The organism is Paenibacillus sp. J5C2022 (assembly GCF_025567625.1).
Classification (GTDB): Bacteria; Bacillota; Bacilli; order Paenibacillales; family Paenibacillaceae; genus Pristimantibacillus.
Map to the genome: position 1 here is coordinate 46134 of NZ_JAOQJC010000044.1, position 20296 is coordinate 66429.

22 protein-coding genes are annotated in these 20296 nt (G+C 55.4%); 6 read left to right on the forward strand and 16 right to left on the reverse strand.

The genetic code is table 11. The features are described 5' to 3' along the window. Positions 1-199 precede the first annotated feature (199 nt). Both M6D81_RS26050 and M6D81_RS26055 read left to right on the forward strand, forming a co-directional pair. Positions 200-529 carry a DUF2306 domain-containing protein gene (locus M6D81_RS26050; protein WP_262680103.1) on the forward strand — a complete coding sequence of 110 codons (330 nt, stop codon included), beginning with the start codon at positions 200-202 and terminating at the stop codon, positions 527-529. Further along, positions 530-688 carry a hypothetical protein gene (locus M6D81_RS26055; protein ID WP_262680104.1) on the forward strand — a complete coding sequence of 53 codons (159 nt, stop codon included), beginning with the start codon at positions 530-532 and terminating at the stop codon, positions 686-688. A 93-nt stretch (positions 689-781) separates the two neighbouring features. Here the strand turns inward: M6D81_RS26055 and M6D81_RS26060 are convergent, their stop codons facing one another. The 3 genes from M6D81_RS26060 to M6D81_RS26070 form a co-directional block, all read right to left on the reverse strand. Continuing rightward, on the reverse strand, positions 782-2404 hold the full coding sequence (locus M6D81_RS26060) for an ABC-F family ATP-binding cassette domain-containing protein (RefSeq protein WP_262680105.1): 1623 nt from the start codon (positions 2402-2404) through the stop codon (positions 782-784). 107 nt (positions 2405-2511) lie between these two features. Further along, positions 2512-3582 (reverse strand): Gfo/Idh/MocA family protein, encoded by a 1071-nt coding sequence (locus tag M6D81_RS26065; protein ID WP_262680106.1) that lies wholly within the window; start codon positions 3580-3582, stop codon positions 2512-2514. A gap of 15 nt (positions 3583-3597) precedes the next feature. Further along, a complete protein-coding gene (locus M6D81_RS26070) occupies positions 3598-4662 on the reverse strand; it encodes an MBL fold metallo-hydrolase (protein WP_262680107.1) in 1065 nt (354 codons plus the stop codon). A gap of 211 nt (positions 4663-4873) precedes the next feature. Here M6D81_RS26070 and M6D81_RS26075 point away from each other — a divergent pair, with 211 nt between their 5' ends. Continuing rightward, positions 4874-6028: a conserved virulence factor C family protein gene (locus M6D81_RS26075; protein ID WP_262680108.1), complete on the forward strand. Its 1155-nt coding sequence runs from the start codon at positions 4874-4876 to the stop codon at positions 6026-6028. A gap of 115 nt (positions 6029-6143) precedes the next feature. Here the strand turns inward: M6D81_RS26075 and M6D81_RS26080 are convergent, their stop codons facing one another. The 4 genes from M6D81_RS26080 to mutY all read right to left on the reverse strand — a co-directional run bounded on the left by M6D81_RS26080 (position 6144) and on the right by mutY (position 10349). Continuing rightward, positions 6144-7361, reverse strand: coding sequence for a transglutaminase domain-containing protein (locus tag M6D81_RS26080; RefSeq protein WP_262680109.1), 1218 nt, complete (start codon positions 7359-7361; stop codon positions 6144-6146). 126 nt (positions 7362-7487) lie between these two features. Further along, positions 7488-8450, reverse strand: a complete 963-nt coding sequence (locus tag M6D81_RS26085) for an alpha/beta hydrolase (protein WP_262680110.1) — start codon at positions 8448-8450, stop codon at positions 7488-7490. A gap of 23 nt (positions 8451-8473) precedes the next feature. Beyond that, on the reverse strand, positions 8474-9115 hold the full coding sequence (locus tag M6D81_RS26090) for a bifunctional 4-hydroxy-2-oxoglutarate aldolase/2-dehydro-3-deoxy-phosphogluconate aldolase (RefSeq protein ID WP_262680111.1): 642 nt from the start codon (positions 9113-9115) through the stop codon (positions 8474-8476). Between the two features lie 40 nt (positions 9116-9155). Further along, the gene (gene mutY / locus M6D81_RS26095) at positions 9156-10349 is read right to left on the reverse strand and encodes an A/G-specific adenine glycosylase (protein WP_262680112.1); all 1194 of its coding nucleotides are present in this window, start codon (positions 10347-10349) and stop codon (positions 9156-9158) included. Positions 10350-10505: 156 nt separating this feature from the next. Here mutY and M6D81_RS26100 point away from each other — a divergent pair, with 156 nt between their 5' ends. Continuing rightward, positions 10506-10898 carry a c-type cytochrome gene (locus tag M6D81_RS26100; protein ID WP_262680113.1) on the forward strand — a complete coding sequence of 131 codons (393 nt, stop codon included), beginning with the start codon at positions 10506-10508 and terminating at the stop codon, positions 10896-10898. Beyond that, positions 10861-11037, forward strand: coding sequence for a hypothetical protein (locus M6D81_RS26105; RefSeq protein ID WP_262680114.1), 177 nt, complete (start codon positions 10861-10863; stop codon positions 11035-11037). The genes M6D81_RS26100 and M6D81_RS26105 overlap by 38 nt, the downstream gene beginning before the upstream one ends. A 17-nt stretch (positions 11038-11054) precedes the next feature. On the opposite strand, the gene M6D81_RS26110 is transcribed toward M6D81_RS26105, so the two are convergent. From M6D81_RS26110 to M6D81_RS26140, 7 genes are all read right to left on the reverse strand, one after another. Next, positions 11055-11294, reverse strand: coding sequence for a hypothetical protein (locus M6D81_RS26110; protein ID WP_262680115.1), 240 nt, complete (start codon positions 11292-11294; stop codon positions 11055-11057). 63 nt (positions 11295-11357) lie between these two features. After that, complete coding sequence (gene acpS / locus M6D81_RS26115) at positions 11358-11750, reverse strand: holo-ACP synthase (RefSeq protein ID WP_262680116.1); 393 nt, start codon at positions 11748-11750, stop codon at positions 11358-11360. An 82-nt stretch (positions 11751-11832) separates the two neighbouring features. Continuing rightward, positions 11833-13251, reverse strand: a complete 1419-nt coding sequence (locus M6D81_RS26120) for a copper resistance D family protein (protein WP_262680117.1) — start codon at positions 13249-13251, stop codon at positions 11833-11835. A gap of 217 nt (positions 13252-13468) precedes the next feature. Continuing rightward, the gene (gene nadE, locus M6D81_RS26125) at positions 13469-14278 is read right to left on the reverse strand and encodes an ammonia-dependent NAD(+) synthetase (RefSeq protein WP_262680118.1); all 810 of its coding nucleotides are present in this window, start codon (positions 14276-14278) and stop codon (positions 13469-13471) included. A gap of 13 nt (positions 14279-14291) precedes the next feature. Then, positions 14292-14726 carry a BrxA/BrxB family bacilliredoxin gene (locus tag M6D81_RS26130; RefSeq protein ID WP_262680126.1) on the reverse strand — a complete coding sequence of 145 codons (435 nt, stop codon included), beginning with the start codon at positions 14724-14726 and terminating at the stop codon, positions 14292-14294. A 102-nt stretch (positions 14727-14828) separates the two neighbouring features. Beyond that, a complete protein-coding gene (locus M6D81_RS26135; RefSeq protein WP_262680119.1) occupies positions 14829-14963 on the reverse strand; it encodes a hypothetical protein in 135 nt (44 codons plus the stop codon). 22 nt (positions 14964-14985) lie between these two features. Then, the gene (locus M6D81_RS26140) at positions 14986-16665 is read right to left on the reverse strand and encodes an ATP-binding protein (protein ID WP_262680120.1); all 1680 of its coding nucleotides are present in this window, start codon (positions 16663-16665) and stop codon (positions 14986-14988) included. Between the two features lie 687 nt (positions 16666-17352). Here M6D81_RS26140 and M6D81_RS26145 point away from each other — a divergent pair. Continuing rightward, entirely contained in the window at positions 17353-18624 is a 1272-nt protein-coding gene (locus M6D81_RS26145; protein ID WP_262680121.1) for a BaiN/RdsA family NAD(P)/FAD-dependent oxidoreductase, read from the forward strand. Between the two features lie 547 nt (positions 18625-19171). On the opposite strand, the gene M6D81_RS26150 is transcribed toward M6D81_RS26145, so the two are convergent. Continuing rightward, positions 19172-19561, reverse strand: a complete 390-nt coding sequence (locus M6D81_RS26150; RefSeq protein WP_262680122.1) for a hypothetical protein — start codon at positions 19559-19561, stop codon at positions 19172-19174. Positions 19562-19620: 59 nt separating this feature from the next. Continuing rightward, positions 19621-20296 (reverse strand): hypothetical protein (locus M6D81_RS26155; protein WP_262680123.1); only part of this gene is annotated, 676 nt, incomplete at its 5' end.

Genomic DNA, 20296 nt, shown 5'->3' on the forward strand with positions numbered 1-20296 from the left:
CGATTGAAGTCGTGTGGGTCTAGAGAAACAGTGTTGACCTTATGCGCACTTTTATGCACGGAGGCAACAACTTGCGGCTTTCGAACTCTTCAGATTTTTGTAACATTTCGTCGAGAAATCATTGCAGCAGATCCGATATGCTAATAGGTGAATAGGTGAATCCCCTATCGGTATAAGGAGTAAGGAGCGAGCGGCTTACGTGAACAAAAAAAATAAACTGTTCGGCTTAGTTTTCCTGATGATGCTTGTTTTTATCAGCTACATTGTATATATGTACGTATTCCGCGATCCCGACGCAACAGCCTTCTTGAGCCATAAGCCTGATGACAGAAGTCCTGATCGTATGAACGCCTGGCTCGGGGTCATGCGGGTGCATGCGATATTGGCGAGCATGGCTATGATTGCAGGGCTAATTAACTTTATCCCCGCCGTATGGCGGAAATTCCGATTATGGCATCGTGTGAGCGGTTATCTCTACCTGAGTTGTGTCGCTGTCGTCGTCCTCACATCTGGCTACATGGCCCCTTAAATGTATACATCGATTCTGCATCACGGCTTCGGGCTATCTTATACGGTCAGCTATTCCATCGCTATATACGCCACGATCTTGTCATTGTTCCTGCTGGCTGAATTCGTCATTCGAAGCATTCTTGAACTAAGGCCGGACACAAGCGCCAAAGTGGAATAATAGCATCAGAAACTTCCTATACCATGGATCAGCCATGTACAGAAATAGCAAACGCCGCTTGCGGGAGATCGTCCCGAAGCGGCGTTTCTGCTATTATTGTACGGCGTACATGCGCTCGCGAATCGCTTGAATTTCCTTGCTCTCCAAGTACTCGTCGTAAGTCGTCATGCGGTCGATGACGCCCCCCGGCGTAATCTCGACGATGCGGTTCGCAACCGTCTGCACGAACTGATGGTCATGCGAGGTGAACAGAATGGTGCAGTCCGTCTCCATGAGCCCGTTGTTCAGCGCTGTAATGGATTCCAGATCCAAGTGGTTCGTCGGTTCGTCCATCAGGAATACGTTCGCGCCTTCCAGCATCATCTTCGACAGCATGCAGCGTACCTTCTCGCCCCCGGATAGAACGTTCGCCTTCTTCATCGCCTCGTCGCCGGAGAACAGCATGCGGCCCAGGAAGCCGCGCAGGAATGTCTCATCCGGGTCCGTGGAGTATTGGCGCAGCCATTCCACCAAGTTCATGTCGACACCTTCGAAGTAAGCGGAATTGTCCTTAGGGAAGTATGCCTGCTTCGTCGTAACGCCCCAGGAATACGTGCCTGCATCCGGCTCCAACTCGCCCATCAGCAATTGGAACAGCGTCGTCTTCGGCAAGCCGTTCGGCCCCACGAATGCGACCTTGTCGCCTTTATTGATCGTAATGGTCAAGTTGTCGATAATCTTCTCGCCATCGATGGACTTCGTCAAGCCCTCCACAAGCAGCAATTGCTTGCCCGCCTCGCGCTCGCCCTTGAATTGGATGAACGGATACTTACGGTTGGAAGGACGAATATCATCCAGCGAGATCTTGTCAAGCAGCTTCTTCCGGGAAGTCGCTTGCTTCGACTTCGACTTGTTGGCGCTGAAGCGCTGAATGAACGCCTGAAGCTCCTTGATCTTGTCTTCCTTCTTCTTGTTCTCGGAACGCATAAGCGACAATGCCAGCTGGCTGGACTCGTACCAGAAGTCGTAGTTGCCGACGTACATCTGGATTTTGCCGAAGTCGATGTCCGCGATGTGCGTACATACTGTATTCAGGAAGTGACGGTCATGGCTGACCACGATAACCGTACCTTCATAGTCTGCCAGGAAGTTCTCCAGCCAACGGATGGATTCGATGTCCAAGTGGTTCGTAGGCTCATCGAGAAGCAGGATTTGCGGCGAGCCGAACAATGCTTGCGCCAGCAATACGCGAACCTTCTCGTTGCCGTCAAGCTCAGCCATCTTCTTGTCGTGCAGATCCGGCGTAATGCCGAGGCCGTTCAGCATCTCCGCCGCCTCGGACTCCGCTTCCCAGCCGTTCATCTCGGCGAATTCCGCTTCCAGCTCGCCGGCGCGCATGCCGTCTTCATCCGTGAAGTCCGCCTTCGCATACAGCGCGTCCTTCTCCTTCATGACATCATACAGCTTCTTGTGGCCCATAATGACGGTCTCCAGAACCTGGAACTCGTCATATTCGTAATGGTTCTGCTTGAGCACGGCGAAGCGCTCGCCGGGCGTCATATGAACCTCGCCGGAGTTCGGCTCGATCTCGCCTGACAATATTTTCAGAAATGTGGATTTGCCCGCGCCGTTGGCCCCGATCAGACCGTAGCAATTGCCGGGCGTGAACTTGATATTTACATCTTCAAAAAGCGCGCGCTTCCCGTAGCGAAGCGTGACACCGTTTGTACTAATCATGAATTAAACCCCGTCCTTCTTATCCATATTCACTATTCAACTATTCTCGAACTATTATAGCACAGTCTACGCTTTATGCCATATTGGATGATTGGTAGAATTAACGTTTATTCGTTCCAGCTCAGCTTCACTTCGCCGCCCGTGCGGGACGACTCGTAGATCGCATCCAGAATGCGATTGTTGACATAACCCGACATGGCGGAAGTAATCGGCTGCTTGCCGTGCCGCACGCACTCCGCGAAGTGATTCGCCATCAATACGCGCTCGACTTCGCCTTCCAGCGGAGCGATCTCGCTCTCGACCGCTTCGTTGTCTCGATGGGTCACGAAGGTGCCCTTATCGCCGACGATGCCGATGCCGCCCTTCGTTCCCATCAGATGCACGAACGGCTTCTCCGGCAATGATGCGGAATGCGCAGCCCAGCTAACCTCCAGTGACAATGTGCTGCCGTTGTCGAGCTTGATCAGCGCCGATGCCAGATCCTCGACATCGTAATAGCCGTCCCAATTCGGCGTTCCCCAGTTGCCCAGCCCTTCACGATTCGGACCAAATTCCGCATAAGTCGAGCCATATACCGATATCGGCCTGGGATTGCCCATCAAGTACAGCGTCAGATCGAGCATATGAACGCCGATGTCGATAAGCGGCCCGCCGCCCGACTGGTCCATCCGCGTGAACCAGGAGCCCCAGCCCGGTATTCCCTTCCTGCGGAACCAGCCCGCCTTCGCATGATAGATGCGTCCAGTCTCTCCGTTGTCGATCAGCGCTTTCGCTGCTCGACTGAGGCCGAGCCAGCGCATCTGATGAGACATCATAAGTACTTTCCCCGATTGCTCCGCAGCCGTGACAATATCGCGCGCCGCCTTCGCATTAATTGCCATCGGCTTCTCCAGCAGGACGTGCTTGCCGCGCTTCAGCGCCGCGATTGCCAGCTCGGCATGGAACTGATTGGGCACACCGATAACGACGGCGTCAATACACTCATCCTCCAGCATTGCCTGCGGGCTGTCGTGCACCTGCGTTATGCCATGCTCTTCCGCTCTCTGCCTGGCGAGGGGCAGGTATACATCCGTTACCGACGCGACCTGCACCCCTTCCACTTGCGAGAATGTCCCCATGTGAACGTTGCCAATCGCTCCCGCGCCGATAATGCCCAATTGCATATCAGATTGTCCCATACGATCTCCCCCTGTCTATTGTCTCGACCATAATCGCCATGTCTCGCCATGCGGAAGCAGAATCATCCGCTCGGCTTCGATCATTCTTCTCGCCCGCTCCGCCTCCAGCCGGTCCAGCGCCTCCAGCGGCGTATCGTCAGCCAGCTTGAACGCGCCGTAATGCATCGGAACGAACCAGCGCGCTCCTACATCCTGGAACGCCTGCAGCGCCTCCTCCGGTGTCACATGCTGCGGTCCCATGAACCACTCCGGCTCGTATGCGCCGATAGGCATAAGCGCCACATCAATCGAGAAGCGCTCCCCTACCTCCTTGAAGCCTTTGAAGTAGCCGCTGTCTCCTGCGAAATAAACAGTAGGCACCGGCGAGACCGCCGGGCGGGCCTTGTGCGCAGGCAGATACTGTGGCGTGGAACCGGCAGATGCGGGATGTTGCGCAGCCGAGGCGGCGGATTGAGCGGCCGCCTCCTCGCTCCAGTCGCTCGATCTGCCGCCGACGGACTCCATCACCCAGCCCCCCCAATGCGAGCTGTTCATGTCCCACGGATTGCGTCTCGTCCAGTGCTGGGACGGGACGAATGTGAACTTGACATCTCCTACCGTCACAGACTCCCACCAATTCAGCTCCTCCACCTGCGGGAACCCCTTCAGCTTCAGCTTGGACTTCAGCCCCGATGGAACCAACAGCAGCTTGTCGCCCGTCAATCGCCGGAGGGAAGCAACATTCAAGTGGTCGTAGTGGGAATGCGAGATAAGAATGACATCGACGGGAGGAACGTCGCCGATCGGTATGCCGGGTGGAGCAAGCCTCTTCTGGAATGCCATCTGTCCCGCCCATACGGGATCTGTCATTACATTGAGACCGCTATGCTGTATGAAGAAGGTGGAATGGCCAATCCAGGTAATCGTGGGCAGCAGCTTGTTAGTCTTTATGAAAGCTGTATCAGGCTTGACGTTGGGAACGACATAAGAGTAGTCCTTCTGGCGAAGCTTGCGGACGCGTTCCTTACGCCATCTCTTGAATTGCTTGAATGAATTGTGCTGTTCGATGAACTCTTGATTGGCATATCTTTTTAAACGCAAACGGTCTTCCTCCTTGTCGTCTCATCATTCCAAAAGTCTGTATGGTGACATTTTCTACTTTCCTTAAAGATACCAGCGTCAAGAAGTCATTGCAAATCCCGCAACCCCTCGCGAGGACGAAGCCGGGAGCAGGCGCTTATAGACATTCAGCCGATTTTGATCGTCCTTCTGTAATCATGATATAGTTACAGGTAAGGAGGGGATACTCAATATGAAGTTAATCTCTATAGAACCGACGCCAAGTCCGAATTCCATGAAGCTGAACGTTGACGAAATGCTGCCGCGCGGTCGGCGCTTAACCTATACATCCTCGCAGTATGAAGAAGTTCCGGAGCCGCTCGGAAGCCTGCTGCGCATCGACGGGGTAAGAGGATTGTTCCGAACCGCCGACTTCATTGCGCTGGACCGCAAGCCGGGAGCGGATTGGGCGCGCATACTGGCGGACGCCAGAACGCTTCTTGCCAGTGAAGAAGGCGGGGACGGCGTGGCTGACGGCGAAGGCATCGCCACCAGCTTCGGAGAAGCGGAGGTGCTAGTCCAGATGTTCCGCGGCATTCCGATGCAGGTGCGAGTACGCACAGGAGACAGCGAGGTCCGTTCCGCGCTGCCGCCCCAATTCGCCGAAGCGGTGGGCAAGGCCGCCGGCTCCTCCATGATCCGCGAACGCAAGCTGGAAGAGTTCGGCGTCCGCTACGGCGATCCGGAGGATATCGCCTCAGAGATTGTACGCGAGCTGGAAGCTTCCTATACAGATGAGAGGCTGGACGAGCTGGTGAAGGCCGCTCAAGCGATGGGATCATCGGATACTGGCGAGGCTTCACTGCCCGTTCGTCCCGCGCCGCTGTCGCTGGAAGAGGTGCAGGAGCAGTTCAAGTCGGAGACGTGGCAGGAGCGATACGCGGCGCTGGATAGATATGTAAGCGCGCCGGAAGGCTTGCCGCTGCTTGCCCGGGCAATCGCCGATGACAACACTTCCGTCAGGCGGCTTGCCGTCATCTATCTCGGCGATATCGCCAATAAGGAGGCGCTTCAGCTGCTGATCAGAGCGCTGAAGGACTCCTCCGCATCCGTCAGGCGGACGGCTGGCGACACGCTGTCCGATCTGGGCGACAAGGATGCGATCGGCGCCATGATCGAAGCGCTGGAGGACAAGAACAAGCTGGTTCGATGGCGTGCAGCCCGCTTCCTCTATGAAGTCGGGGACGATACTGCGCTTCCTGCCTTGCAGAATGCGGCGAACGATCCCGAATTCGAGGTTCAACTGCAAGCGAAGATCGCGATGGAGCGCATCCAGCGCGGCGAAGAAGCGGCCGGCACGATATGGCAGCAGATGACCGCCGCGCGCAAGGAAGACCCCCAAGCATAAGCTTGAGGGTCCGTCTGTTAAGTAGCCTCAGGACGAGGACGCCTCCAGGCGTCCTTCCTTCGTCTTCGGGAGGATTGCCGTGCAGCACAACGCGTAAGAGCAGTTCATGCGCAGCTTACCGGTATTGCAGTTGCAAATCTACGAGCAGGGAGCCGTCGCCGCCGTAAGGCTCGTAGCTCGCTCTGTACCCGTACGAGCCGCTTTCGTGCTGGACGGCAGCCTTGAGCGCGTCGGGGAAGGAGCTTCCGTCCACATAGCGGAACTGCAATTGCGACGTGCCGGTACGCACCGCCTCTGCAATTATTCGCTTTAACTGCTCCTTTCCGCTTACCGTTCGCTCTGCATCCAGCCAGTGCAGTCCCAACGCCAGCTTCAGCTTCCCGTACCGCTGCGCTTCCCGCTCGCTGCCCGATTCCGCCAGTGCAGTCAGTGTATCCGCATAGACTGAGCCGGCTTTGGGATAATCTCTCGTCCAGTCGTGATCCCTGCGAAGCTCATCATCACTTTTCAAGTAATACGAATAGCTTATTCCGTTATCGGGGTCGGCGCCTACCGGATCATCCCACGTCATATCCAGGTGATACCACTTGCCATCCAATTGAACCATATTCCACGCATGTTCGCCCGTGTTCACCGATCCTTCCGCAATAAGAACGGGAATACCGGACTCCTTCAGCATTTTATACCCCAGCAAGGTATAACCTTGACATACCGTCTGTCCGTGATCAATCGCGTCGTAAGCGGTGTAATAGGTCAACGATTCATCGTAAGCGACATGCGTAACAATCCAGTCGTGAATAGCCTTGACCTGCTCGTGCTCGTTCATAGCCGGCTTTATGATCTCCGCCAGCGTCTCGCTCACCTTTCGGTCTACCGCAGCCGTCTCCGCCTTCGTCTCCCGGTAACGCGCCTCGATCGTAATTCTGGACAGATTGCCCAAGCTGCGGATCGTATACATATACGACTCCAGAATATAGGCGGAGTAATCGTCTCGCCTGAGCGCAGCTCGAACAATATCGCCCATCTTCTCCGACAGCTTCTCTCTCTCCCCTTTATGGGAGAGGGTGAACCGGTCCAAGCGGGAACGGAAGCCTTCGGCGATCTCCAATTCCAGCTCCTCGTATTCCTTGTCGACAGGGGAGGAGACAACCTGGTGATGCTCGGTTCGCTCAGCGGCAGGCGGAGCCTGCGTCGTCTCCGGCGGCCGATAATGGACGGACATGCTGTCCTCCGCCTCCATAGCGGCAGGGAACAAGTCCAGCTTGAGCTCCATGGCGTATATCGCTCCCACGGCAAGCAGCAGCAATACAAGCTTCATTACCGTCCCTCTCAACCGTCATCACCTCCCTTGTCCTCATACCCATCTTATGCTGCCATTGCAAAATGATGCCCGGAACGCTGCAGGCGGATCAGAAACTCAACATCCTGAATTACCGGACCCCTTAGCTCCGACCCCTGCTCAGCTCTCTCCGATTCTCGCTTCAAGCCGCTTATCCGGCTGCTTCTCCTGCCCGCATGGAACGAGCGCAGCATGCAGGAACGGCAGCACGCTATTCCAGAACGCAGGGTCCTGCTGGGAAGCGCTATGCCCTTCCGACGACACATACAACGTCTGCAAGCATCCCGCCGACTGCTGCTTCTCCAGCTGCTGCAAGTCCGTAGCCGGGATGAAATCGTCTCCATGGGAATGAATCATCAGTATCGGGATGCGAGACTTCGTGCGCCGGCACCAATCCCCCAGGATCGCGGGGATATCCGCCCTGCGGAACTGCTCCCGCGATATGCCCGCCCGGAGCAGCCATACCGCCGGAATTACATACGCTAACGGGAATTTCGGCAGCCCCTTGCGCTTCAATTCCGCCTGCAGCATCGTCTCGAACTTGACCGGCATGGAATCCGTCACGATCGCGCTTACGTCCAGCCCTTCCGCAATTGCCAGCAAGGAGCCGAAGCCGCCCAACGAATGGCCCAGCAGCGCGATCCGCTCGGGATCAATACCCGGCAGCGTCCGGGCATAGCGCACAGCGGCCAGCACATCGTCTCTGAACATAAGCGCAGACGGAGCCTTAATCCGCTCGCTCTCCCCATGGCTTCTGGCATCGTACATGAGTACGGCATACCCCGCCTCGCACAGTGGATAGGCATAACGCAGCACTCTGGAACGATTGGAGCCCCAGCCGTGAGCGACGATGACCAGCGGATTGCTCGCACGCGCGCCGCCAACTGGCTGCAGCAGCCATCCCGCCAGTCGGGAGCTGCCGCTTGTGAAGGTTGTCTCGCTCCACTCGATTCGCTCATCCGGCAGGGCGTCGTTCTGCACGATTCTCGGCTGCTGGCTCGCAGCTCCGATGCGCCATAACGCGGCAGCGGCGAGAAGCGCTGCCGCGGCTGCCAGTAGTACTACTGCTACCAATAATCCCATTGCGCTAGATGCGCCTCCTCACCTTACAGGTCTTTAACAGCATCCGTGAACGACTTGGCTCTTGCCGCGATCTTATGGAATTCGCCCGCTCTGGCCCAGTCCAGATTGACCAGCTTGCCGCCCATTCCGACCGCGCAAGCGCCGGCCTGGAAGTAATCCCGAATGTTGTGCAGATCGACTCCGCCGGTAGCCATGATCGGGATATGGTTAAGTGGTGCGCGAATTTCCTTCAGATAGCCGACGCCCAGCGTTCCCATCGGGAACAGCTTGACGGCTTCCGCTCCCGCCTTCCAGGCCTTCACGATCTCGGTCGGCGTCATCACTCCCGGCCACACCGCAACGCCGCGCTCCTTGCCGTACGCGATCACCTCTTCGTCCAAATTAGGCGAGATGAGGAACTGCGCTCCGGCGGCCACCGCCTGCTCCGCCAGCTCGATATCCGTTACGGTGCCGGCACCGATCGCCGCTTCCGTTCCGAATACCGTCCGCCAGCGTTCGATCATGCCGGTAGCGCCTTCCGTATTCATCGTGATCTCCATCAGCCGGATGCCGCCCTCGATCAACGCTTTGGCCGTATCGTCGGCGTAAGACTTCTCCACACCTCGCAGAATCGCAACGATCTTGTGCTTCACCAGCAGCTCCTGCATATTGCCCTCGAATGCCATGATTGCCATCTCCTTCATCATCTAAGAATATGATTGCTTATTACTGCTGCCTACTGCCTTCCCAGAAGCCGTTCAGTATGCGCAAGAAGAGATTAGGGAACGGAAGCTCGTCCATATCCTCCCTGCCGATCCATCTATAAGGCGAAGACACGTTATAGACAGCCGGCGCTTCCGCCGCGGCAAGCGGTTCGACCGCATTGACCTTGTCTGCATTGACCTTGTCCGCCATGCCCGTATCCGCTTCATATATGCGCATCTTCCAATGAATATGGCTGAATATGTGATCCGCATCGCCGCGCAAGCCATGCGGTCTGATCAACACGCCGGCTTCCTCGTCGATCATTCGCGCCAACTGCTCAGCCACCTCGCCGTTCCGCTCCCGCTCCGCCTCCGGGAACCACACCTTGCCTCCTTCCGGTATCAGGAGATGAGGCAACTCCCACATGCCTGCCAGCAGTCCCGAATCCGCTCTCTGCCGGACGAGCACCTTGCCCTCGTGTTCGCCTTGTCCCGTTACGATGACACTCGCGCGCAGCTCCACTCGTGGCGGCTTCGCCTTCGTCTTGACGGGCAGCTCCAGCTCGCGGCCCGCTATGCGCGCTGCGCAATGCTCCATGACCGGGCAAGGCAGGCAGCTCGGCGACTTCGGGGTGCATACGAGCGCTCCAAGCTCCATCAGCGCCTGATTGAAATCGCCCGCCTCTCCTTCCGGTATAAGCGAAGCGGCAAGCTTCTCAATGCCGACGCGGGTAGCAGGCCGCGCGATATCCTCCTCTAGACAGAAGTAACGCGACAGCACGCGCATCACATTGCCATCCACGGCAGGCTCGGGCCGGTTGAAGGCGATGCTCATAATGGCGCCCGTCGTATAGGGCCCCACTCCCTTCAGACCCGATACGGAGGCCGTATCGTCCGGAATGATGCCGTCATACAGCTCTACGACCATTCTGGCGCCGGCCTGCAGATTCCTTGCCCTGGAATAATAGCCGAGCCCTTCCCAGCACTTGAGCACTTCCTCCTCCGGCGCCTCCGCCAGCGCGCGCACAGTCGGGAACTTCTCCATGAACCTCAGATAATACGGGATGACCGTGTCCACCCTCGTCTGCTGCAGCATAATTTCCGATACCCATATTCGGTAGGGATCGCGATTCTGTCTCCACGGCAGATCGCGCTTCTGCATTCGGTACCAGGCTAGCAGCTCCGTGCTGAAATATTGCTCTGTTGATATTGTCATTATGACTCCCTTTCCCCTATGCCTTCCACGATTGTGTACATTGCGTTACACGGATTGTGTCCATTATCGCACATTCCGCGCGCTCTATGTTGTTTGTTCATTCCCTATCCTATATTATACGGGGTAACAGGCTATGTACATAGGAGTGATTCGCTTATGGGAAAGGCTGCTCGTCAACGTACACGAATACAAGAGAAGCGAAGTATCGCCATGCCTCTCATTACAGTCATAGCGGCCGCATCGCTTACGCTTGCCGCTGGCTGCGGCCAGAGCGTGAATGAAGGAGACAAGGTCCGACTGAAGGATGCGCCAGCCGCGGTTGAAGCCGTATATAAAGCCCAATGCCTGAGCTGCCACGGCAGCGAGCTTCAAGGTCTTGTCGGCGGCAACACGAATCTGCAGCAGGTAGGAGAGCGCATGAGCTACGAAGCGATTGCAATGCAAATAGAGGAGGGCGGCGGACTTATGCAGCCGTACAAGGACGTGCTGAGCGAGGAGGAAATTAACGGGCTTGCCACATGGCTTGCAGGCTCCGGGCAAGATCAGTAAGACGAACGGATTGACGGGAGACGGCTCCCGCACGAAGAGAAAGGATATGTCCAGACGGCTTGCTCACGGCAACCCCGGCATATCCTTTCTATCGCTGCTTGATCGGCAAGAGCACGAGATCCCCCGCTTCTCGGCCTAATGAAGAAGTGCGGCCGGTTAGAAGCCCGCATCATACCTGTTCCAGCCGCCGGGCGACTGCCTTATGCCCATGGAAGGTCCATGCAGCGTCCAGCTTGTATCTCCCATCTGAGGGTTGCCGGGGAACAGATCGCCTTGAAGAAGCATAATATTCTCTCCCCAATCATCACAATACAGGCCGCCTAGCTGCACCCAATCCCCCGTCTTGAAGCGATGCGGACGGCTTCGCCTTGCGCCGCGGTTGTTATAACTATCCATCAAGGACCACTCCTTTCGCCCCGCTTGCTACAATACATTCCAAGTATGGGCAAAAGGTTACCGTTATACCCGCTCCGCAACCGCAAATGCGGAAGCGATGCTCTTCTCGTGCGTAATTGTCAGATGGAGCCGTATATATTCCGGCTGCAACCCTAATCTGCTCCACGCCGCTTCGCCAATCGTACAGACCGGCTTGCCGTTCGCATCAGGCAAGATCTCCACATCCTGAAAGCCGAGCACGGCGCCGATGCCGCAGCCGAACGCCTTCACGACGGCTTCCTTGGCAGCGAAGCGCCCTGCCACGAAGCCGTGCAGCCTAACTCCCGAATAGCTCGAGGCCAGCTTGCGCTCCGCCTCCGTCAGAACCCGCTCCATAAAGCGCTGTCCCGCCCTTCCTCCGACCGCTTCCGCAATTCGGTCCACATCCGTCATATCATGACCGATTCCCGTTATCATGCCATCACCCGTCCTTGTCTTTGATGGAGAGCGTAGCAGATGGCGAGGGCATTGTCAACGCTCTCTGCTAACGCGATCAATGCTAAGGGAACTGACGTGTATAGTGAAATGCTTTCCCGTTGGCATCCGTAAGCTCCACCATAACCTCGCCGGTCGCTTCCGCAGGCAGATAGGCGCCTTCGGCGCGGTAGCTGTACTTCGTAAAGCCCGGAAAATCAAACGTCTTCTCCTCACCTTCCGGCATCGGCTCCATCGGAATGTTCACCTCGGCAGCAGCGTCGCCACCTCCGTCCAGGTAGCCGACTGCTACTGACTTCGGCGCTCCTTGCCCCTCCGGCAGCCATACATACAGTCTCACGAGCTGCTCGCCGGTATGTGCTCCTTCATTCATTCGCAGCGTCATATGAGCTTCCTCGCCCATCTCATGCCAATAGAATGGATTGTCTGCCAGCGCGCTCTCCTCAACCGGAGCAGGCGAAGTCGAAGACAGCCAGCCTGCCAGCAGGAACAGAACGACCGCTGCCACAATCTCAATGCGGACCGCTGTCGTGAAGCTGCGCTTCTCCCCCCGTTCCAGCAGTCTCATTAGCTTGCTGCGGTGAAGAATGCCAATGCAGACGATAAGCAGCATCAGCACGCTCTTCGCCAGAACAATGATGCCGTACTCGCTCATCCAGAGCTCCCGCCACGACGACAGATGAACGATCGACAGCCACACACCGCTGCCTATAAGGATTACGATACTGGGAAGAGCCCATCTGGAAAATGTCGCAGCGAGACGATTAAGCTGATCTGTACGGTCGCCTCCGAAGCTTACAGCCCATAAGCCGGCCAAGCCGCCGGCCCAGATTGACGCGAACGCGATGTGCAGAGCATGCGATGCCACCGCAGCGCCGACTCCGGAAGCGACTGCGTAGGCGTGGCCTGTCAGCGGGAAGGTGACGATCAGACCGATCGCCGTCATCCCCTTCAGCGGGTTGGCCCACAGCTTCTCGCTCTCCGGCGCGAATGCGAGCAAGGCCAATAGCAAAGCTCCACCGAGGCGGATGACCGCCACCTTGCCAATCATCGTCGATGCTGCTATCGTACCGAACGGTATCCCGTCGAATTGATCCATCAGCATCCCGATTCTGGCCCACCCCGTCATCAGCCAGATCATGGCAACGACGAACATCAAGTACCGCTCCGCATCCGGGGTGAATGCACTTGGAATTGGGAGCTTCTCCTTCCGATACAGCACATAGCGGAAAAACAGGAAGCCCCCCGCTGCCGCAGCAGCGATCACTTCCGCAATCCGCATAATGACCATAAGCCGCTGTCCGCCGAAATGGCTATGATCGCCATCGGCATCGGCATGATGATCATGCTCCCCTGCAGCTTCGGCGATGGACGTGGCATCCTGTCCGATGACAATGCCATCCGCTCCCAACGCCATCGGCGCAAGCACACCTGCTATTACGGCTGCAGTCATAATAGCTGCTGCCAACATTCGTTTCAACATATGTACCTCCAATCTTCCAACACGTTACTTGTTGGCGCAGTCTGACGCTAGCGCCACCCTATTTTCCCATAACCTTCATTGTATCAAGTACTCGCGCGAACGGCATGACTCGATCGAGTCATATCGCTGGCAATAATGTGAACACACGATGGACACGAAAAAAAAGACCGCCGGACAGCCTATTGCATCTGCCAGCAGTCTTGACTTTCGCTTGCCGCTATATACCGGGAATCGGAGAACGCTTATGCTCCGTCTTCAAGTATTGCCGCTCCAGCTTCTCGCGGGCTTCCGGCGAGATATCCTTGCCCTCCAGGTAATCGCTGTTGTCGCTATACTTGATGCCAAGCTCCCCCTCGTCCGTCTGACCTTCCCACAACCCTGCGGTCGGCGCCTTGTCCAGCACGGACTGAGGCACTCCGAGATGGGACGCCAGCTCGCGGACCTGCCGCTTGTTCAGAGAGCTGAGCGGCGTAACGTCGACCGCTCCGTCTCCCCACTTCGTGTAGAAGCCCGTCAGCGCTTCCGATGCATGATCCGTGCCGACGACTAGCAGGTTCAGATCGAATGCAAGCGCATATTGCACGACCATCCGCGTTCTCGCCTTGACATTGCCCTTGCCTCCGCGGCTAATATGGCGCGGCATGCCGAGCGACTTGAAGGCGTGCTCCACCTCAAGCGAGATCTCATCGACCGCCTCCTCGATATTCGTCTCCGCCTTATGCTCCAATCCGAACGCTTCCGCAACCGCATAGCTGTCGGCGATGTCCGACTGCTGCCCGTATGGCTGGAAGACGCCCAGCGTCATATACGGCTGACCCGTCTCTTCGCTCAGCTCGTCTGTTGCGCGCTTGCACAAGCCAGCCGCGACAGCGCTGTCGATGCCGCCGCTAATGGCAATGAGCAATCCCGAAGTGCCGGATTTCTTCACATACTCCTTCAAGAAGTCCACTCTCTTGCGAATCTCTTCCTGCGGATCAATCGTTGGCTTGACGCCGAGTCGTTCAATTATTTGCTTCTGCAAGCTCATGGACATACACCCTTTAGTCGCAATATTTGTCGAAAGCGTCAGTCAAGTCCGCAGCAATCTCGGCTGCAGAACGGTTCTCGACGGAGTGCCGCTCGATGAAGTGAACCAGTTCGCCGTTCTTCATTAATGCGATTGAAGGAGACGACGGCGGATACGGTGCAAAGTATTCGCGAGCCTTCGCTGTAGCTTCCTTGTCCTGTCCCGCGAACACTGTGAACAGATGATCCGGCGTCTTGCTGTGCTTGAGCGCTTCCGCTACGCCGGGACGGCATTGTCCCGCCGCACAGCCGCATACGGAGTTCACGACGACAAGCGCCGTTCCTTTCGCATCGGGAAGATTGCTCTCTACTTCTTCAGCAGTACGAAGCTCTTGAATGCCCAATCTGGTCAACTCGTCGCGCATCGGCTGCACCATATCCAGCATATATCTTTCGAATGACATTGACATCATCATACACTCCCTTTGAATAATTCCAATTTAGCTACTATTATAACGTTCCTTGCGAAAATAAAGCAACCGAAGCTATACGCTCCGGCTGCTCTTGGAAAGCTATGTGGATGGGCGGTTCGGTCCGTTCAGCTTCTTGTCGATGCCGTTCGCGTCAGCTGCCGAGCTTCTGGCTGCATTGCGCGCCGCCTGGCTCCTCTGCGCCTTGGAATCGTTGTGACCGTTACGGTGGGGCATGCGCTCTCCTCCTGAATTCAATTTAATACTTATTATGCTCGGGAATCGGAGAAGAAATGTTGAATGTGACATGGAAAGTCGTGCCTTGGCCTTCTTTGCTGGTCACATCGATTCTGCCTCTATGGCGTTCCGCAATGCTCAGACATAAGGGAAGGCCAAGACCGGTTCCTCTTGTTTTCGTCGTATAGAACGGCTCGAACAACCGGTTGATTTTATCCTCGGGTATCCCAATTCCCTCATCGGCTATGCAGACGCAAATTTCTTCGTTGGTATAAGTCGTGCTAATCGAAAGCCGTCCCTTCTCATCCATCGCTTCCATCCCGTTGCGAGCCAGATTAAGCAGCATCTGCTTCATTTCCCGGTCGTTCAGCATCATCAGCGGCAAGTCCTCGCATAGACTCACATCCAGCGTCTGTCCCCGCAGATTCGCGTCTGCGCTGAGCAGCGGCACCAGGTCCCTGATCGTATTGTTCAATGACACCGGTTCCATCTTTAGCTCCCTGTTCTGAGCCAGCGACAGGAAGTCGTTAATGATCAGGTTCGTACGGTCCAGCTCTTCCATAATAATGCGGAAATATTCAAATTGGCTTTCCGGACTGCGCTCTTGAATCAATTGAACGAAGCCTCGAATGACAGCCATCGGGTTGCGAATTTCATGCGTTATGCTGGCGGCCATCTGCCCAACCAGGCTTAACCGCTCCATACGGCCCACTTCGTTCCGAAGCTGACTAAGTTCCGTTATATCCTGGGCAATGAGGGCCGCGCCGGAAATATGCTGATCCATCACATCCCACATCGCAACAGACGTGTAGAGAAGCATTTTCTCCTCTTCCAAATATGGCGTCAACGTGGAAGCGGAGCCGTTCAGCGCGCCTTCAAGCAGCTGCTTCCCGGTACTTCCCTCCTCCGTCTGGAACACTTCGTCGTACTTCTCGTCCAGCAGGCCGCTTGCGCCCGTATACTGCTCCTTCAAGCTTAACAGTTTCACCGATTCCTCGTTCGCGTGCGTAATTTTCCCTTCTGGATCTACAATCATGACGGCAAGCGGCGCCTTGTCGATGAATTGCTGCAGCTTCTCCACCTCGTTGCGGTAGCTTGCCGACAGCTGCTTCACTTCATCGTGGAGCGACTGCTTCTCTGTAATGCCTTCGATTATATATATGGATAGCCAGCAAGCCAGCCACAAGCCGATGGATGCGAGCAGGAACGTCACGCCGACGCTGTAGGACCATCCGATTCCGTTAATTAGCAAGTAGGCGTTCATGGATAAGGTGTAGTACAGAATGATGCCGGCAATAATCCCTGCGCCTATTCTCTCTCTGCGCAGCGAGCTGACATCCTGGAACTTGCGGACGGATATTGCGAGCAACGGGATGACGACGAGCAAGAACACGACGAATGAGATCACCTCTGGTGTCGTCTCCAGAAACGGAATTCTAAGGAGTATGTACAGAACGGTAAGTCCGGCAAGGGAGCGGTAACCGCCGTATAGCGAACCAATAATATAAGGAACCATGCGAAAATCGACATCGTATACGTGGAGCTGTGTCGAAGTAAGGACGCATAGCATCATGGCCGCTCCGCTTGTAGCCGACATAAACAACTTGAAGCCTTGCCAGCCGCGTTCTTTATCATGCCAAAGCAAAAATGCAAAAACGGGTAGAACGGATAGGAAAAATTGAAGCAACAAATCCTTCAGCACTGAAGACCGCGCCTCCTTTAATTGGAATTTACGAGAGATGCAGGTTCATCCATCCGATGATTTTCCGTTTCGCAAGCCCTCTACATCATCGTACTTCGTGAATATTATTATTCCACGGCATCTTTCGCATCGTTCTCCCAGCTTTCCGGCCGCTTGTCCGTTCGCCGGCATGGGGTAAGAGCAAGTCCGGATCTGCTCCGTATGAACTTGTGTCGGGGTCAAGCCTGTGCACATTCTAACGCGGAAAATGTCAATTGCATGATGTACCGTGACCTTAAGGCTGGTTCCGGATGCTTGCTTCTTGCTCCTTGCTTCAGACAAAACAGTTGCTGTATGTTCAACTCATGGTAGATTGTTCAGGGATGCCCGCATCCATGCGGAATAGCCATGGCCTTGCTTGTCGAAAGCGGCTACATCATTATCGGCGGCGATTATGTACTGCGCCACATGCCCGCAATGTCCGATATGCTCACATGACTTTGAACAAGTGCAACGGGACGTCTTGCCCCTGTTGGCATAGCTCTTGATATAGAGCACTCACATTTCAGCACCTGTTACTGCCATTGTTCGAGCCGCATTCACCATTCTCCTCCTTATTGGTGTATAATAACTAAATTATACTGTAAAGCTTGCATTTGACTATAGACTTTGTTAACGATATCTAATACCGACAATAGGAGCAATATCATGAAATATGATGTAATTATCATTGGCGCGGGTTCGTCCGGATTAATGGCAGGGGTCGCTGCAGGCGAGAACGGCGCCAATGTGCTGCTTCTCGACAAAGGGGACAAGCTGGGACGAAAGCTTGGCATCTCCGGTGGCGGACGCTGCAATGTAACGAATGCGAAGGAACTCGATGAGCTGATCAAGCATATCCCCGGCAACGGCAGATATCTGTACAGCGCATTCGCCACCTTCAACAATAGCGACATTATCGCGTTTTTCGAAGGGCTGGGCATTAAGCTGAAGGAGGAAGACAACGGCAGAATGTTCCCGGTTACGGACAAAGCAAAATCCGTCGTGGATGCGCTCGTCAGGAAGGTGCGCGAGCTTGGCGTAGACATTCGGACAAACAGCCCTGTAGAGAAAGTAATTTATAAGGATGGTCACGTCGCAGGTGTACAATTGCAGGGAGGCGAGCAGTTGCACAGCAGCTCCGTTATTGTCGCGGTAGGCGGCAAGTCGGTTCCTCATACCGGTTCTACAGGTGACGGTTACGCTTGGGCGGAGGAAGCGGGTCACAGAATCGTGGAGCTGTTCCCGACGGAAGTTCCGCTGACGTCCAGAGAACCGTTCATCCAGAACAAGCTGCTGCAGGGGCTGTCGCTGCGGGACGTATCGCTCTCCGTCTGGAACAGCAAGGGCAAGCGGATAATCGAGCATGAGGGTGATATGATCTTCACCCACTTCGGCTTGTCGGGACCGATTGCGCTTCGTTGCAGCGGGTTTATCGTGAAGGAGCTGAAGAAGAATCCCGGCGTCTCGGTGAAGACCACAATTGATCTGAAGCCGGAGTGGTCCGTTGATGAACTGCTCCAATACACGCTGAAGCTGTGCGGTTCCGAGCCAAGGAAGGCCGTCAAGAATGTTCTCAAATCGGTTCTTCCGGAGCGCATGCTGCCGCTGCTGTTCCAGTTGTCCGGCGTGAAGGAAGATATCACATTCGATCATATTCCGAAGCAGGGGTGGCTGGAGCTGGCGCAGACAGCCAAGGCATTCCCGGTGTGGATTAGCGGCACGCGCTCCATTGAGGAAGCCTTCGTAACCGGCGGCGGCGTGCATCTGAAGGAGATTCATCCGGGATCGATGGAATCCAGGCTGATGGGCGGGTTGTACTTCTGCGGCGAAATTTTGGACATTCACGGCTATACGGGTGGCTACAATATTACCGCCGCTTTCTCGACGGGCTACAATGCCGGCCTCCATGCGGCACAAGCAGCGCTCACAGAGTCTTGATACATGTAGCGAGCATCAGACACACCATGCGCGCAATCTCGTGGAATCCGGAGGGGGATCTATGCGCTATGCGAATCGAATTGCACTTCCCCCCTCTCGCAGACCGGGCACGTGGGAGCTCTAGTCACTTTGCACACAACCCTCTCGCAATCCGGGCACGTGGGAGCTTTCGTCACTTTGCACACAACCTCTCGCAATCCGGGCACGTGGGAGCTTTCGTCACTTTGCACACAACCTCTCGCAAATCGGGCACGTGGGAGCTTTCGTCACTTTGCACACAACCTCTCGCAATCCGGGCATGTGGGAGCTTTCGTCACTTTGCACACAACCTCTCGCAATCCGGGCACGTGGGAGCTTTCGTCACTTTGCACACAACCTCTCGCAATCCGGGCACGTGGGAGCTTTCGTCACTTTGCACACAACCTCTCGCAATCCGGGCACGTGGGAGCTTTCGTCACTCCAACATGGCAAAAGTATGTACTTAAAAAGCCGCCTCACGACTCCAAAGAGTTCACTTAGCGGCTTATCGATATTGGCTATTCGTTTATCAGATGTGTACATCGCCTGGGAAGTGGTTGTAGCTTTCCGAATCGGGCAAAAACTCTCCGCCTCCTTCGGCAGTATTCTCCAAGTTGCCGCTCTCCTCTGCTTGAATGAGATCCTCATTGACAACATGTGCCGGAATTGCAATACTCTCGAGCTCGTAAGCCGAACTGGTGATGTCCTCTTCGCTCATGTTTCTTTGCTCCACAAGTCTGCCGCCGTGAGACTGTGCGATTTCCAGTGCGGAAGTGAGGTCATTGCCCTCTACATGGATATGCAGCCTGGTCTCGTCATGCATGACAGGATCATAGCCAAGCTCGTTCAACATATCGTATGCCATCCTCGCGCTATTGCCCTCGCTGAAGTCGAACATGATCGCCGCTTGATGCATCATTCCTATTTGCCCCTTTGCAGTAATTTGCCTCTCCATAGCATGCCTACATTTTGCTCAAATCATGACCCCCTCCTCATTCCCGCCTTTCCGCCTTCTTTATGTATGCCACATACACTAGACCTCCTCATTCCCGCCTTTCCGCCCATCTTATGTATGCCACATACACTCGACCTCCTCATTTCCGCCTTTCTGCCCATCTTATGTATGCCACATACACTCGACCTCCTCATTTCCGCCTTTCCGCCTTCTTTATGTATGCCACATACACTCGACCTCCTCATTCCCGCCTTTCCGCCCATCTTATGTATGCCACATACACTCGACCTCCTCATTCCCGCCTTTCCGCCTTCTTTATGTATGCCACATACACTCGACCTCCTCATTTCTGCCTTTCCGCCTTCTTTATGTATGCCACATACACTAGACCTCCTCATTCCCGCCTTTCCGCCCATCTTATGTATGCCACATACACTCGACCTCCTCATTCCCGCCTTTCCGCCCGGCTTATGTATGCCACATACACTCGACCTCCTCATTTCCGCCTTTCCGCCTTCTTTATGTATGCCACATACACTCGACCTCCTCATTCCCGCCTTTCCGCCTTCTTTATGTATGTCACATACACTCGACCTCCTCATTTCTGCCTTTCCGCCCATCTTATGTATGCCACATACACTCGACCTCCTCATTCCCGCCTTTCCGCCTTCTTTATGTATGCCACATACACTCGACCTC